Consider the following 13,093-nt stretch of genomic DNA (forward strand, 5'->3'; position numbering starts at 1 on the left):
CTGAACAGCGGCCTACCATATAGCAACTTTCCCTCTAAAATCAAAGGGTTCTTTGGATGTCATCCATCCGGCCCGATGGAACCCGGGAAACAAGGCCCCATAACCTGAATGAACTCAATTTCTAGCGGCCAACCGCAACCGCCGCCATGCCGCTTCCCCCGTCAAAGGGTAATTCCCGGTTCGCGGTTCTCATGTTTTTTCGAACTTCAAGGCCCCCCGGATGTCCCTGCAACCGGGGCCGTCCGCACCGCTCTGCTGTTTCCCTCTGTCTGCCGGGCGCGCTCCGGCCGGGGGGAGCGCCCGCAGAGAATCTCCGAATTGACCCTCGATGTTCCCATGGGGCATGATCTGTCCGTTGTTCCTTACTTTGTGGAGGCGGAAAATGAGAAACCACAATACTTCACCCAGGCCAAATCATTTCAAAACCAGCTTTCTCGCCGCCTTGACGGTCCTGATTACCGCTTGCGCCGCTACCCTCACGAAACCGCAGGATGTGATGTGGACGGGCGATGGGGGCAATGTGGCCCTCAGCGCGCTCTGCGCCCCGGAGCGAACAGCGGGCACTCCAAGAGTGTCCGCTCACAGGATGAATGACATCGCCGTTTGCTATCTGAACCTGTTGGCCGGCCGCGCGGATACGCCCGCCAAGGAAGAAAAAGCGCTTCTCCAGATTGCGAGGAGCTGGATCGGCCGGGCAAGAGCCCAGGATCCGAACTCTCCCTTCAGCGATACGACCGAGGCGTTCGCCTATTTGCTCGAATCACAATCCCAATCCTCGGATGCCCGCAAAGGGAATCTGTCGAAGGCCATCGCCGCGCTGCGCAGCGCACTCCGCACCCAGCCCCACGCGGCGAGCGCCCACCGCCTTCTTGGACGCGCGCTTGCCCTTTCCGGCCAATACCAAGCGGCGGAGCGCGAATTCCGGCTCCTGATCGAGAGCCGCCTCGGGGATGCGGGAACCTACGCCTGGCTCGGCTATGTGTTTGAGAAACAGCAAAAAAATTCTGAAGCCGTTTCACTCTGGAAAAAGGCCTCCGAAATCGGGGCCCCCGCTCCCGAAGCTGCCTGGGCAGTCAAAATGATCAAATGTATACAATCATCGGATTTCTCTTGCTGACGCTTCTCGGCTACGCCACGCCGGAAAATCACCCTCCCATCGGGAAGCTTAAGCCCCCGGGGGAGTTCGTCCGCGCCGCGCAGGACGGAAAAACGGGAAACGTCTTGTTGAAGGAAAAAACTACGGAAGTCCCGGAGAAGAGATAGCGGGCCGGCTACGCCACGCCCGTTGCGCTTTCTCCCGGCTTGGGCAAAAGCTTGGCCACTCGCTCCACGAGCGAGGAAACGTGAATCGGCTTGAGGACAAAATCCTTCGCGCCCGCCCGGATACAGGCCTGAACCGCCTCGGCGGAGCCATTGGAGCTGAGAACCATCGCCCGCGGCGGCTCTTCTCCCTCCGTCTTCAACGCCTCGAGAACTTTCGGCGCGGACATCCCTTCAAATTCGTAGTCCAGAATCAGAAGATGAAACCTGTTGCGCGCCAGAAGATCGATCACTTCCTGGCCGCTCGCGGCGGCGAACACTTCATACCCTTCCCGCCGGAGAGAGTTCTGAATCGAAAGGCGCAGGACGTCATTCGACTCGGTAACAAGAATGCGGGTCATAAGTGCTTCTCAGATATTATACGGGGGGCGGAATTCTGAAAGAAATATAAGCACATTCCGCCGGAAAATTCAAATAAATCCCGCAATTCCCTGGGTTTTTATGACGGACCCCTAAAGGTGCCGGCCGAGCCACTCCAGCGAGGCATCCGCGGCAATCCGGAAAATGGCGGGGTTAATCGCCTCATAAACTTCGGCATGGCTGCCCCCCGGAATCACCAGCAGTTTTTTCGGCTCGCCCGCCCGTGCGTAAAGACTTTCCGCCTCAACGAGGGGAACCATGGTGTCCCGTTCGGTATGGATGAACAAAACCGGGCGCGGGGCGATTCGGTGGACAAAATCCTCGGCCCGGAACGCCATGGCGTAATCAATATTTTCAAGCGGATACCCTTGGGGGTTCTTGTCCTCGGGCCGGTACATTTTCCGGAAAGCTTCCTGCTCCGCCCGGCCGGGCGGGGAGATCTCCTGATAGGGGAAGCGCCTCGACTCCCCCTCGATGACGCGGCGCACGCGGTCCTCCTTCAACCTGTCCAGGAAGTCGAGCCAATCGCTGTAAGACCACTTGCTGCGCATCCACCGCTCCCCGTTCCCGGGCCCGCCGATGGAAATCACGCACCGGATGTTTTCATCCAGGGCCGCCGCCTTGATGGCCGTACACCCCCCGTGGCTTAACCCCAGAACACCGATCCGGTCCGGGTCGATCTCCGGACGGCTCTGCAAATGCGCCACCGCACAGAGAATGTCGCGAACCTGCTCTTCGGGATTGTTCCGGAGGGGGACGCCCTCGCTGTCGCCAAATCCCCGGTGATAGAAGTCCATCACCACATATCCGCGGCCCAGCAACTCGCGCGCATAGGGCGGAACATAGGTTTCCTTCCGGCCGGTGTATCCGTGAATCACGATGACGCCCGGTCTTTTCTCTCCCTTCCATTCCTCTTGCACATGGATCAATCCGGACAATTTCAAACCGTCGCTGTAAAACTGAATTTGCTCTTCCATCCGTTCAGCCCTCACCCTTATCCGCTGGAGGCAAGCCCCCTCAGCGCCCCCTCGAGTGCTTCTTGATAAGTCTCTCCCGGCTTGGCCGGATCGATCATTCAAAGAGGAACATCCACCGGGGCGGAGCAGGATTCAAGTGCGCTCCCCATCTTTTTTCACCAGAGCGTTATCAGGAACATTTGCGTGGAACCGTGCCGGGTTCCCGGTGCGGACGCCTCGATGATTGAACTGACCCGCCCCGAAACGGACGAGAGAAAAGTACGCCTCACCTACAGGGGAATCTGTCCCGCAGCGCTATCAGCAAGAGCGGCTCAATCAGTTGGAATTTCTCCTTCACCGTTTCCAGAAGATTCTTCTCTTGAAGTGAGAACAAATAATTTGTGAAGGTTTCCATGAAAAAAACCGAATTCGTCGTGAACTTCGGCGGCTGACAGAAAATTGTCCGCTATTTTTTCAGGCTGAGATAAGAATTCGCCCGTTCGAATCCTTTTCCCACGCCATACAAATAAAGTTTCAGCGACGCCTTGTCCTGCTCGCTTCCCGATTCCATGATTTCCGTGAATTTCGATATTTTGAATGCCGCCTCGGCATATGCCCCCGCGGAAAGCCAGATGAATCCTGCAACGGCGAAAACCAGAGCCTTTTTCATGACATGCCTCCTCCAAAATGGCTGTTTTCATATTATAGGGGAAACATGGGTGCGGTTTCGCGGAAAATCCTCCTCCGGCAAACTCTTTTCAAGTGAAATATTTCCCCGAATCATGCTATAAAATTCTCCACCTGGAAAAGCCTTTTTGAGGAGACAAAACATGGCGACAGGCATGGACCCCGAGAACGTGGTGCTCACCGAACCGGTCGAAGGTTCCGCCTTTCCCGTCCATTTGATGTACGTGGAAACGCTCGACGGACTTTATGCGCCGATCGGGCTGCGGAAGCCGGAGGGAAAGGGGCCGTTTCCCGTCGTCCTCCTCGCTTCCGGCAACGGCGGCGGCGGCATGGCCTGGATCCGGGATGCCGTCCAGAACCGCGGCTTGATCATGGAGCATCTCCTGGAGGCGGGCTACGCGGCCGTCTGGCTCCGCTACCGCGCCGAGGTCGAGCTGGGCTACAACAACGGCGGCAAGCTCATCGAGGACATGCGCCAGGGGCGCCAGCTCCTCAACCGCTCTCCGCTCGAATACGAAGACGAAATCTGCATCATCGATCACCTCAAAACCCTTCCTCACATTGACCCCGACCGCATCGGCCTGATCGGCATGAGCCACGGCGGCGAGATGGTGCTGAAGATCACCTCCGAGTACCACGGCGTGGCGGCGGCCGTCGCCAGCGAGCCCGCTTCCCATGAATTCCTCGCGCTCACGCCCGACCATACCGCGACCGTGAACGAAGAGACCCGGCTGCGCAACATCGAAGAAATGCAAATGCACGAAATCGAAAAGGTCAGGGCCCGGATCGACAAGGCCCTCGCCATGGAGCGCATCCGCACCATCCAGACGCCCATCCTGGTGATGGGCCGGGACACGGATCATCTGCAGGGTATTTTCCGCACAACGTATGATTTACTGAAAGAAGCCGGCAAGGAAGTCGAATGGGTTTCCTATGACCACCCGCGCCACGGCTACATCTACCCCCTCCGCGGCGCCGGCGACGCCTATGAGATCAACGCCGTCCAGGAGGAGGCCATCCGGACAGTGGTCAACTTCTTCGATCGCCACATGAAGGCGTAGGCCCCTCTTCGATCCGCACGCCGCAAAAAAGCGCCCACGGCATCTGCCATGGGCGCTTTTTGTCGCTTAAGGAAGCAGTGAAAAACCTGCCGGACTTACGGGATCAGCGGAAGAAGCAAATGCGACTCCCGGCCGGGCCCGCTGTGGAGCGTCACCTTCCCGCCGAAAATGCCGATCGGCCGATCTCCCGGATGGTTGTGGCGGAACGGTCCCACGCCCGAGTAGATCCTGCCTTTGACGGCGCCGGGCGGCTGCTCGAAGCCGGGATAGACATAATCCCGCCCCCGCACGCTCAAGGCCACGCGGTGGCCCGCCGGCACGACAATGCTCAGCGGCCAGATCTCCACGTCGAGTTCATACACCTCGCCGGGCTGAAGCGGCTGCTTCTCATCGTGGGCGTGATAGGGCCGGTAGGGCAGCGTGCGCTGCGCATCGAGTTTCCGGTGCGAGGCACGGAGCCAGCCCATCCCGACCGGGGTATGCGGATCGTTCGAGCCCTGGAAGGTGATCTCGCGCATGTCCGGCGTAAACACCCGGAGGATGAGGAACAGGTCCGCGTCCTCCGTCTCCGAGGAGACGAAAAGCTTGGCCGATGCGGGCCCCGTGAATTCCGTATCCTTCCCGCAAGGCTCCATGAAAAACGTCAGGCCCTCTCCCAGGGCGTCATAGGTCACGCTGGCCGCAGAGGGCGCCGCTGTGGAAAGGCCCAGGCCGGCGGGCTGGAGGTGGTACTTCGTCCACTGGGTCCTTGCCAGCGGCCACTCTTTTTCGGCCCGGATGACAAATTTCTCTCCCGGGTGGCGCACGTGAAGGGAGACCTTGGGCTGCTTGTCCCAACCTGTCTTCTCGCCCTTCAGGAAATGGCCAAAGAATTTCTTCTGCAAGTTCACACCGTAGTCCGTGTAAAAGTGCGTGAAGTGATCCAGGCCGTGTATCTCGAGCCATTTCTGCTGGGTGGCTGACTCGAGATAGCCTTCCATGTTTCCGCGGGGATGCAGGCCGACGCCGCCCCAGTTGCCCGCCGAGAGCAGCGGCACGTTGATTTTCGAATAATCGGGCATGCGCGCCTTCCAGTAGTCGTCGATCAGCGGATGAACGAGCAGATCCTTTCCATAGTCCGTCCGATTCGCGTTCAACTCCTCGTCCGTCAGCGTTTCGGGGCCCGAACTCCACTCCCCGTTAATCCGGCTGCGGAAATCGCGGTCCCCCCGGCCGTGCTGTCGGAGCGTGACCGTATCCTGAAACCAGAGGCCGGCGAATTGGTTCAGAATGCCGCCGTGGTGACTGAGGTCGCGGTAGAAGTCGGCCGCCCCCTCCCAGACGCACATCGCGGCAAGATGGGGCGGCTGGAGGCTCGCCACCTGCCACTGGTTCATCCCGTAGTAGGAGATTCCATTGAGCCCCACCTTTCCGTTGCACCAGGGCAAGGCGGCGGCCCACTCGATGCAATCGTGAAAATCCTTGGTCTCCCGGGGGGAAAACACCTCCATATAGCCGGGCGAGCGGCCCGCTCCGCGCGAATCCACCCGAACGCAGGCGTAGCCGTCCGGCACCCATCTTTCCGGATCCATCACCTCCCAGTTCTGGTACTTGTTCGTCGTTCCCGACAACGCTTCGGGGTATTTTTCATTCAGCACCTTCCACTGGTTGGGATAGCCGTCCATGAAGTGAAGCCACTTGGCGTAAGGGCCGTAGGTCATGATGGCGGGATATTTTCCTTCCGCGATGGGCCGGTACACATCCGCCCGGAGGACCACCCCGTCGTCCATCTTGATGGGCACATCCCAATCGATTCGCATCCCGTCGCGCACTTCGCTCTTGTAGTCGCTCATTGCCCTTTCTCCTCGAGTTTCTGGGACGTTATGTATTTTTGCAGATGATAGATTCTAATCGCTTTTGGGTTGTTTTGGGTACCAAGGAAGGGCCCGGCAGAACTTCCGCAAGTCGTTGAATTTTCAGCCTGAGTTTCAGAAGGGAAAATTTAAATCGTCCGCATCGCACGGGCCCGCATGGCATGAACCGTTTCACTCGTATGCAAAAACGCGACCACATCGCGCACCAGCCGCTCCATGGGCGCTTCCGTCATGTAGCCGGCGCCGCCCCATATTTCCATGGAGCGTCTGGCGATTCGCTCGCTGGCCTCGGAGGCAAAAATTCTGGCCAGAATACTTTCCTGAATATTGGGGTCCCCCTGTCCCGCCCGCCATGCGGCGGCCTGGAGGGCGCGACGGGCCGCGATCATCTCCATCAGGTTTTCACACAGCATAAAACCCACGGTTTGGTGTTCGATGATCGGCTTTCCGCCCTGAATCCGGTCGCGGGCATGGGCCACCGCATGTTCATGCGCGCGGCGAGCGGTTCCAAGTACCGCCGCGGAAGGCAAAACATAATAAGCATGATTCGAGCGGCGCCATGCATCCCGGTCACATGAAATTTTTTTTTCTTCCGAAATCCTGATTTTCTCGAACGCCAACGCCACGTCCTGACATGCGCGCATTCCCATCGAATCGTAGTGCCGCACCTGGCGGATACCGCTCGATGGGGCATCGAGGAGAAACCCTTGCCGGCCATCTTCTGGCGGCGCATCGAGGGTGAGCAACATGAAGCGCGCCGCCGCCCCGTTCATGACATGGGGAGCATATCCGTCAAGGATCCAGTCCTCCCCCTGGCGTATCGCCGAAGCCGGAACCTGCCCGGCCGGATCCGCATACGGCATCCGATTCTCGGGAGAGAGCGCCGCGGAAATTTCGACCCGGGCCAAATGCGCGGCATGCTCCGCCACGAATCCGGCGCAAAATGATCTGAACTGGCTTTCTCCGCAAATGTTGTTCAGCGTGTGCGCTACACACCAATCCTGCACAAACGTGACGGCAATCCCCAAATCCCCCCCGCCCAGCTCTTCGCCGACAAAACAGAGCGTCAGCAGGTCGGCGCCCCCCCCGCCCCTCTCCTCCGGGACGGCCAGCGTGCGGAGCCCGAGCCGGCTTCCCCGCTCAAGAAGCTCCGCAGGAAATCTCTCCTCCGGCTTTTTCGTGCGGTCGATCGCATCGGCCAGAGGAGCGATTTCCTGGCGAACAAAATCACCGGCCATCCGCTGCAGGGCAATGTGCGTATCATCAAGTGTGAAATCCATGAATCTCCACTCTCGTCCGGGCGAGTTCTTCCCGGCTCACCCATTCAGGCGATGAAGCCAGGGCCTCTTTTGCCTACCATTCATCCTCGCCCGCCGGGGCCAGGAGAGGTGCCGCCTTGAGCTTCACGGCCTCATTTGTCCCAAAACCGTGCAAGTAACTGAGAACATCCCGCCAGCACTTCTCCGGGGTCGGGCGGCCGTCGTGATAGACGGCGCCCATTTTTCCCCAGATGTCCATCGCCATCCGGCAGACCTTGATGGCGGCCTCGGAGGCGAATACCTTCGACATCAGGCGGCGCTTGGAGTTATCCGTCGGTTTTTCCGCATGCCATGCCGCCGAATACAAAAAAGTGCGGGCCGCCTCGATGAGCATATACATCTCGGTCAGCGCCATCTGGACCCACTGCTCGGACCCCGCCCCCGTCTCCTGGGCTGCCTGCCGCGCCAGGTCGTAGGCCAGGCGCGCCGGCCCCATGGCCGGGATCAGCGCCCCGCTCACCATGCGCCGCAGGATGGAGAGCCCGCCGTCCCAGTCCCCGAAAAGATTCTCCTCGGGAATGCGGCAATCCTGAAAAACGAGCTCGCCGTTCTGCAGGAGCCTTCGCCCCAGCTTGCTGTGGGCCTCCCCGATGGTGAAGCCGGTGGTCCCCTTTGGGACAAGAAAGCAGGTGAGACCCTCGCTCATGGGCTTTTCGGGAGCCGTCCTGGCGAAGATGAAATAGTACTTCGCCAGCCCTCCGTTTGAGATGTAGTGCTTGGTCCCGTTCAGGACGAAATCGCCACCCTCTTTTTTGGCTGTCATGCGGGGACCGGCGCGGGGAGCGTCATACATGAGGAATGTGTCGGTTCCGCTCTGGGGCTCCGTCGTCGCCAGCGCCAGCAAGGCTCTCGGATCGCCCAGAAAATCATCCAGGTATTTTTCCCGCTGCCGGGGCGTGGTTTCATCGGTGAGAAGGCGGGTGAATTTATAGACCTGATCCAGCGAGACGGCGACGCCCAGATCCCCGTAGGCGAGCTCTTCGGCCACCATCGCCTGGACCAGATGGCGCGCCCCGAAACCGCCGAATTCTTGAGGGACGGTAAGCGTCCTCAATCCGGCGGCGCTGATTTTGTCCAAAATTTCCCAAGGATAGGCTTCATCCGGAGGGAAATTCCGGTCGCGCTCCGCCGCGGCAGGAAGGATGTCGTTTCGGGCAATTTCCCGGGCGCGCTTCACCATCTCGGCTTCTCGGGGTGTCAGATCAGGTTGCACGAACTCCCTCCGCTATCTTGTCGAAAGTGTGTTACTTATTATACCCGAGACGCCGGTCGCCTGTCGTCTTCTTGCCGCATCGGAATGCCGAATCGCCGCAGGGCCAACGCGATGAGATTTGGGCGACGAACTATCCATTCCCTGGAACCCTTCCCGTGACGGATATCGGACTTGCCACCGTTTACTCCATCGCCACCGCCATATCAACGGGCACCTTTGCGGTTATCGTGGGCCGCGGCGGAAACTACGGCAATGCGGTCACCGGGGTGCTCATCGGGCTGATCGTCACCACCCCCCCGCTGGCGCTCCTGACCTGGGCCCTTTGGGAGCCCGCGTGGTGGAATCCGGCCGCCTATCTCTACCTCACGATCGGCTGGCTCCTCGGGCCTGCGGTGGGCCGCGTCCTTTACTTCTCGGGAATTCACTACCTGGGCGTGGCCCGCTCGATGCCCCTGGCCTCGACGATGCCTTTGTTTGCGAGCATTTTCGGCATCGGGCTACTGGGGGAGCGGCCGGGATGGAGCATCCTGGCCGGAACGATGATGATCGTCCTCGGCTGCATCTGCATCACGCGCAAGAAGGCCGACGACACCAGCTGGAACCGAAAGCACATCTGGCTTCCCATCGTCGGGGTGATCGCCTTTTCCTTCTCCCATGTTTTCCGGAAACTGGGGGTGGAAATGGTGGACTCGCCCCTGGTGGCGATCACGGTGATGAACACCGCGGGAATCGTGTTTCTCTTTCCGCTCTCCCGCCTGCTGCCGGCGGACCAGCGTCCCCAGTTGAAACGCCGGAAGGCCTGGACCTTCTATTCGGCCGCCGGCATACTAAACGGAATTTCCGTGATACTTCATTTTTACGGACTGCGATACGGAGATTTGACCATCGTGACGCCGCTGTCTGCGACGGCCCCGCTGTTTTCCCTGGGGGTGAGCTGGCTGTTTCTCAGGGGCGTCGAGCGCGTGACCGTGTGGATCTTCGGGGGAACGATACTCATCGTTCTCGGAGGCGCCATCATCACATGGAATGCTTTCTGATGCGCCCCATCCACCGCACCGTCCGATGGAGGCGGCCGGCTTCACCGCCTCTCCATGGCAGCGCGGCGCGCCAAGCCATGCCCTAGTCGTCAGAGGTGATTTTCCCGATAATCTCCTGAAGAATTTTATCTGACTTTTCGTTTTCCACCTGGCAGGTTCCAGCGGCTTCATGGCCGCCGCCCCCGTACTCCAGCATGCGCTGTCCGATGTTGGAGCTCGAATGCGGACTGAGGATGGACTTGCCGACGGCAAAGACGGTGTTCTGTTTTTTCAGGCCCCACATCACATGGATGGAGACCAGCGCCTCCGGATAGAGCGCGTAAATCATAAAGCGATTGCCGGGCCAGATCGGATCTTCGTTTCTGAGATCGAGCACAGCGATGTCGCCATGTATGGTTGTGCAGCGCTGAATCTGTTCCTTGAACTTCTCTTCATGCGCAAAGTACAGATCAGAGCGCTCCTTGACATCGGGATGCTCCAGGATTTTATCAATCGGATTCTCCCGGCAATAGTCGATCATCTCCATCATGAGAGCGTAGTTGGAGACGCGGAAATCGCGAAAACGGCCGAGCCCCGTGCGGGCATCCATGAGAAAATTCAGCAACACCCATTTCTCCGGCTGGAGAATGTCCCTCTTGAGAAACATGGCGGAGTCGCTCTTGTCCACAGCATCAATCATCTCGTCGGATATCCGCGGGAATTTGGATTTTCCGCCGTAGTAGTTGTAGACGACAGAGGCAGCGGAGAGCGCCTTGGGATTGATGATGTGATTCTCATGTTTTTCCACCCGCTCGGTCTCGCTGAGATGATGGTCGAAGGCGAGATGGACGCCCTCGACGTAGGGCAGATTCGTGGTGATGTCATCGCCGGTGATTTCGATTTTCCCGTCCTGCATGTCCTTGGGGTGCACGAATTTGATCTCATCGATCAAGTCGATTTCCTTCAGCAGGGATGCACAAACCAGCCCGTCGAAATCGCTGCGCGTTACCAGGCGGTATTTCTTCTCGGAAGTCATCATGAAGTCCTCTCTTATGGCCTGCCGGCGAAGTATAAAAACTCGATTCCGCGTGTTATCGTTTCAATATAGCAGTAGTATTGTGATAATTATACAAAATTAAGATAGTGGATCAGTTTGCTTGTTTCTCTTGTCATTCCGAGCGCAGGAGACGGGCCTCCCGGTGGGGGGCCTCCCGGAGACGGGCCTCCCGGAGACGGGCCTCCCGGTGGAGGGCCTCCCGCGAATCGGAGATTCGCCGGGGTGCCCGGCACGAGGAATCTGTTTTTCCACAGCAGATTCCTCAGTCGCTGCGCTCCTTCGGAATGACACCATGGGTCCATTGTGCAAATTGACCCACGGCCAAAATTAGCCAGAGATTCAACTTTTCCTCAATCCAACCCAGGAGTAAGGGGGCCATGAAAGAGAAGACCGGCGTCATCCGCGTCCTGTTGGCCAAGGTCGGGCTCGACGGTCACGACCGCGGCGTCAAGGTGGTGGCCAGGTGCCTGCGCGATGCGGGCATGGAGGTGATCTATACCGGCCTCCACCGATCGGCAGAAGAAGTAGTGGAGGCCGCCGTCCAGGAGGATGTGGATGTGCTCGGGATCAGCCTGCTCTCCGGTGCCCACATGACGCTCATTCCGCACATTCTCGACATGCTGAAAGAGCGCGACGCCGCGGATATCGTCGTGGTCGCCGGCGGCGTGATGCCGGATGATGACGTGGCCGAGCTGAAAAGAAAGGGCGTCAGCGAAGTTCTTTTGCAGGACACCCCGCCCGCGGCCATCGTCGAAACCTTGAGACGGCTTGTTGCCGATCGCGGCCCCCGCTAGGCAAAGCCCTTTACCGCAGGAGAAAGCACCGAAGTGGAATTTTGGTCTTTTCCGCCCCGCTACGATCCGGACTATGTGCCGGACCCCTCCAGCCGGTACTGGCTCCCGGGGCGCGAGACCATGCCCGCCGGCGAGCGCGAAGAGGCCATCGTCAAGCGGCTGGGCGAGGTGATGAGATACGCCTACGCCCACGCGCCCTTCTACCGGCGCAAGTGGGACGAGGCGGGGATTCACCCCGACCACATCCGCTCGCTCGAGGATTTCGAGCGGGTGCCGGTCGTGACCAAGGCCGAACTCCGCGAATCCCAGGAGAGGGCCAAGCCCTTCGGCGATTATCTGTGCATCCCCGAGTCGGAAGTGCACCACATCCACGGCACCTCCGGCACCACCGGCCGGCCGACCGTCTTCGCCATCGGCCGGGACGACTGGAACGTTATCGCCAACAACCAGGCACGAGTCATGTGGGGCATGGGTATCCGGCCGGGGGATGTGGTCTTCATCGCCGCCATCTTCAGCCTCTACATGGGCTCTTGGGGGACGCTCCTCGGCGCCGAGCGGCTGCGCGCCAAGTGCTTTCCCTTCGGGGCCGGGGCAGCGGGCATGACGGCGCGGGCCGCCATGTGGCTGAACCTCTCGAAGCCCACCGCCTTCTACGGCACCCCCTCCTATGCGCTCCATCTGGCCGAGGTCGCCGGCGAGGAAGGGCTCGACCCCAGGGACTTCGGGCTCAAGGTGATGTTTTTCTCGGGCGAGCCCGGCGCCTCGGTCCCGAGCATCCGCCAGCGCATCGAGGAAGCCTACGGGGCGCGGGTGATCGACTGCGGCTCCATGGCCGAGATGACGCCGTGGATGAATCTGGCCGGAAGCTACGAGACCGAGGGCATGATGCTCTGGCAGGACATGATCTACACCGAGATCTGCGATCCGGGGAGCTACGCCCGCGTCTCCTACGGCAGCCGGGGCACGCCCGTCTACACCCACCTGGAGCGCACCTCCCAGCCGATGATCCGCCTGGTCTCGGGCGATCTCACCCACTGGGAGGCGGGACCGGGCCCCTGCGGGCGCACCTACCCGCGCCTCCCCAACGGCATATACGGGCGCATCGACGACATGTTCACCATCCGGGGGGAGAACATCTACCCCAGCGCCATCGATTCGGTGATTAACGAGATACCGGACTACGGCGGCGAGCACCGCATCATCATCACCCGCGAGGGTGCCATGGACGAGCTGCTGGTGCGCATGGACGCGAAGGAAGCCGTCTACGAAGCGGGCGAGGAGGCCCTCGGGCAGCTGCGCCGCAGGGCGGAGAGCGATCTCCAGCGGGTGCTGGGCGTCCGTGCCCGGGTCGAGGTGGTGGAGCCGGGGGCAATCCCGCGTACCGACTTCAAGGCGCGGCGGGTAGTGGACGACCGCGATCTCTTCCGTTCGCTTCAGCAGAAGATGGAGCGCTAGCC

At 60.1% G+C, this 13,093-nt stretch carries 13 protein-coding genes; 6 read left to right on the forward strand and 7 right to left on the reverse strand.

Annotated elements, in window-relative coordinates; translation table 11 throughout:
• Positions 1-382: 382 nt before the first annotated feature.
• Positions 383-1,117, forward strand: coding sequence for a hypothetical protein (locus O2807_00570; protein ID MDA0998994.1), 735 nt, complete (start codon positions 383-385; stop codon positions 1,115-1,117).
• A complete protein-coding gene (locus O2807_00575) occupies positions 1,111-1,263 on the forward strand; it encodes a hypothetical protein (protein MDA0998995.1) in 153 nt (50 codons plus the stop codon). The genes O2807_00570 and O2807_00575 overlap by 7 nt, the downstream gene beginning before the upstream one ends.
• Positions 1,264-1,271: 8 nt before the next feature.
• Here O2807_00575 and O2807_00580 read toward each other — a convergent pair whose 3' ends face one another.
• From O2807_00580 to O2807_00590, 3 genes are all read right to left on the reverse strand, one after another.
• Complete coding sequence (locus O2807_00580) at positions 1,272-1,661, reverse strand: response regulator (protein ID MDA0998996.1); 390 nt, start codon at positions 1,659-1,661, stop codon at positions 1,272-1,274.
• 111 nt (positions 1,662-1,772) lie between these two features.
• Positions 1,773-2,657: an alpha/beta fold hydrolase gene (locus tag O2807_00585; protein MDA0998997.1), complete on the reverse strand. Its 885-nt coding sequence runs from the start codon at positions 2,655-2,657 to the stop codon at positions 1,773-1,775.
• 311 nt (positions 2,658-2,968) lie between these two features.
• Positions 2,969-3,337, reverse strand: a complete 369-nt coding sequence (locus O2807_00590; GenBank protein ID MDA0998998.1) for a hypothetical protein — start codon at positions 3,335-3,337, stop codon at positions 2,969-2,971.
• A 129-nt stretch (positions 3,338-3,466) separates the two neighbouring features.
• On the opposite strand from O2807_00590, the gene O2807_00595 reads away from it, so the two are divergent.
• Positions 3,467-4,384, forward strand: coding sequence for a dienelactone hydrolase family protein (locus O2807_00595; protein MDA0998999.1), 918 nt, complete (start codon positions 3,467-3,469; stop codon positions 4,382-4,384).
• Between the two features lie 95 nt (positions 4,385-4,479).
• On the opposite strand, the gene O2807_00600 is transcribed toward O2807_00595, so the two are convergent.
• From O2807_00600 to O2807_00610, 3 genes are all read right to left on the reverse strand, one after another.
• Positions 4,480-6,216, reverse strand: a complete 1,737-nt coding sequence (locus tag O2807_00600) for a CocE/NonD family hydrolase (GenBank protein ID MDA0999000.1) — start codon at positions 6,214-6,216, stop codon at positions 4,480-4,482.
• A 149-nt stretch (positions 6,217-6,365) separates the two neighbouring features.
• Positions 6,366-7,517, reverse strand: coding sequence for an acyl-CoA/acyl-ACP dehydrogenase (locus O2807_00605; GenBank protein ID MDA0999001.1), 1,152 nt, complete (start codon positions 7,515-7,517; stop codon positions 6,366-6,368).
• 73 nt (positions 7,518-7,590) lie between these two features.
• On the reverse strand, positions 7,591-8,769 hold the full coding sequence (locus O2807_00610) for an acyl-CoA/acyl-ACP dehydrogenase (protein ID MDA0999002.1): 1,179 nt from the start codon (positions 8,767-8,769) through the stop codon (positions 7,591-7,593).
• A gap of 155 nt (positions 8,770-8,924) precedes the next feature.
• Between O2807_00610 and O2807_00615 the strand changes: the two genes are divergently transcribed.
• Entirely contained in the window at positions 8,925-9,806 is an 882-nt protein-coding gene (locus O2807_00615; protein MDA0999003.1) for a DMT family transporter, read from the forward strand.
• An 82-nt stretch (positions 9,807-9,888) separates the two neighbouring features.
• Here the strand turns inward: O2807_00615 and O2807_00620 are convergent, their stop codons facing one another.
• The gene (locus tag O2807_00620; protein MDA0999004.1) at positions 9,889-10,821 is read right to left on the reverse strand and encodes an exopolyphosphatase; all 933 of its coding nucleotides are present in this window, start codon (positions 10,819-10,821) and stop codon (positions 9,889-9,891) included.
• A 398-nt stretch (positions 10,822-11,219) separates the two neighbouring features.
• Here O2807_00620 and O2807_00625 point away from each other — a divergent pair, with 398 nt between their 5' ends.
• Both O2807_00625 and O2807_00630 read left to right on the forward strand, forming a co-directional pair.
• Positions 11,220-11,636, forward strand: coding sequence for a cobalamin B12-binding domain-containing protein (locus O2807_00625; GenBank protein MDA0999005.1), 417 nt, complete (start codon positions 11,220-11,222; stop codon positions 11,634-11,636).
• 33 nt (positions 11,637-11,669) lie between these two features.
• On the forward strand, positions 11,670-13,091 hold the full coding sequence (locus O2807_00630; GenBank protein MDA0999006.1) for a phenylacetate--CoA ligase family protein: 1,422 nt from the start codon (positions 11,670-11,672) through the stop codon (positions 13,089-13,091).
• Positions 13,092-13,093 lie beyond the last annotated feature (2 nt).

The sequence above is a fragment of the bacterium genome, from assembly GCA_027622355.1.
GTDB lineage: Bacteria > UBA8248 > UBA8248 > UBA8248 > UBA8248 > JAQBZT01.